A 2055-nucleotide genomic window follows, 5' to 3' on the forward strand; every position below is an offset into this window, starting at 1 on the left:
GATCATCTCCTGGCCGGAACTGACGCTGCTGAGTTCCGACCAGGCGCTCGACGACCAGGAAGTGCTTGGCGTCATGGCCGCTCTTGTCGCGGCGGCGATCTCGGCCGTCGCCATGCTCTTGGTGCGCAATCTCGTGCAAAGCGAGCGCACGGCGACCATCGTGCTGTGGTTTTCGGTGACGGCAAGCGTCATGTCGCTGCTGTCGCTGCCATTCGGCTGGCAGGCGCTGACGCCGCTCCAGGCGGCCCTTCTTGTTGCCGCCGGCTTCTGCGGCGGCCTTGGCCAGATCCTGATGACGGCGGCCTATCGCCATGCCGAAGCCTCGGTCGTGGCGCCGTTCGAATACACCTCGATGATCCTAGGCCTCGTCGTCGGCTATCTCGTCTTCGGCGACGTCGCCACGCTCCATATGCTTGTCGGCGGCCTGATCGTCGTCGCCGCCGGCATCTTCATCATCTGGCGCGAACGCCAGCTCGGCCTGGAGCGCACCCGCACGCGCAAGGCATCTTTGCCTGAAGGGTGATTACGAACGTTCGGCCCGTTCCTTCGCCAACCGAACCAGCACCGTCCTCGTCTGTTCATCGGCGGGGAAAAACGATTCGATCGCCAGTTCCGAAAGCGTCACGTCGAGCGGCGTGCCGAACACCGTGATGGTGCTGATGAACGACAGCACCTGATCGCCATGCGCCAGCCTGAGCGGGTGCACGATGGCGTTCGGCTCGACCGGCGACGGCCGGTTGCTCCTCAGGCCGGACGGATAAGTCCTCAGTTCACGCTCGAGTTCGATCAGCACCGCGTCGCCGCTCGCGTCATTCTGGTGTTTCAGGCGCTCGAGCAGATGCGTGCGCCATTCCTGAAGATTGACGATGCGTGGCGCGATGCCGCCGGGATGCAGGCTGAGGCGAAGCACGTTGACCGGCGGCGTCAGCAGCGAAGCCTCGCTGACATCGGCAAGGAAGGGAGCGATGGCGGCGTTGGCCGAAACCAGGTTCCAGTGGCGGTCGACAGCGAGTGCCGGGAACGGCTCGTGGCCCTTGAGCACGATTTCGACCGCCGCCATCGCCGGCGCCATTGTCGTGTCGGTCAGCGAGCGTTCGCCGAAACTGGGGGCAAAGCCGGCGGCGAGCAGCAACTGGTTGCGTTGCCTCAGCGGGATCGACAATTGCTCGGCCAGATGCAGCACCATGTCGCGCGAGGGCGCGGCGCGGCCGCTTTCGACGAAGCTCAGATGCCGCTGCGAGATTTCGGCCTCCATGGCGAGGTCGAGCTGCGACATGCGCCGGCGCGTGCGCCATTCGCGAATAAGGCTGCCGGCGGAGGTTTGGGCTGTTGTCATGAGTGAATGGTTAGGCTGGTGAGGACGGCATTTCAATTACCTGCAAGGTTATCGCTAGGTGAGCGCTCGCAGCTTTGCCTTCACTTCGAGGAAATCCCGCCACGCCAGCTTCTTGTGCGACGGGGTTCGCAGGAGATAGGCCGGATGCAGCGTCGGCATGGCCGGGATGGCGATGCCGGATGCCGTCGTGTGAACGCGCCAATTGCCGCGCAGCCGCAATATGCCTTCCGAGGTGTTGAGCAAGGTCTTGGCCGACGGGCCGCCAAGGTTGATCAGCACCTTGGGATTGACCAGCTCGATCTGCCGTTCGATGAACGGCCGGCAGATCTCGGTTTCGTGCGGCGTCGGCGTGCGATTGCCCGGCGGCCGCCAGGGAATGACATTGGCGATATAGGCTGAAGTGCGGTCGAGCCCGATCGCGGCCAGCATGCGGTCGAGCAGCCGGCCCGAGCGGCCGACGAAGGGCAGGCCCTCGATGTCCTCGTCGCGGCCGGGCGCCTCGCCGACCAGCATGACGGCGGCTTCCGGGTTGCCGTCGGCAAACACCAGGTTCTTGGCGGTGGCCTTGAGATTGCAGCCCTCGAACGCCGCCATATGCTGGCGAAGCTCGTCCAGCGTCGTTGCTGTGGTCGCCAATTGGCGGGCAAGTGCCGCCTGCGCTTCGTCGGGAACCGCAGTCGTCGCAGACGGCGACCGCGCAACGGGTGGTGCATTTGCTC

General features: G+C 65.0%; 3 protein-coding genes. 1 reads left to right on the forward strand and 2 read right to left on the reverse strand.

What is annotated here, in order from left to right:
• A partial coding sequence (locus tag EN914_RS33315) for a DMT family transporter (protein ID WP_164779106.1) occupies positions 1-523 on the forward strand: 523 nt, incomplete at its 5' end.
• Here EN914_RS33315 and EN914_RS33320 read toward each other — a convergent pair.
• Both EN914_RS33320 and EN914_RS33325 read right to left on the reverse strand, forming a co-directional pair.
• A complete protein-coding gene (locus EN914_RS33320; RefSeq protein ID WP_024505278.1) occupies positions 524-1336 on the reverse strand; it encodes a helix-turn-helix domain-containing protein in 813 nt (270 codons plus the stop codon). It lies immediately after the preceding gene.
• Between the two features lie 54 nt (positions 1337-1390).
• Positions 1391-2055, reverse strand: a 665-nt coding sequence (locus EN914_RS33325) for a uracil-DNA glycosylase family protein (RefSeq protein ID WP_164779107.1), incomplete at its 5' end; no start/stop codon positions are given.

The organism is Mesorhizobium sp. M7A.F.Ca.CA.001.08.2.1 (genome assembly GCF_003998455.1).
Lineage (GTDB): Bacteria > Pseudomonadota > Alphaproteobacteria > Rhizobiales > Rhizobiaceae > Mesorhizobium > Mesorhizobium ciceri.

Excerpts from the sequence above, each read along its gene's own strand:
- EN914_RS33320 (WP_024505278.1), bottom strand. The coding sequence starts at position 1,336 with ATGACAACAGCCCAAACCTCCGCCGGCAGCCTTATTCGCGAATGGCGC.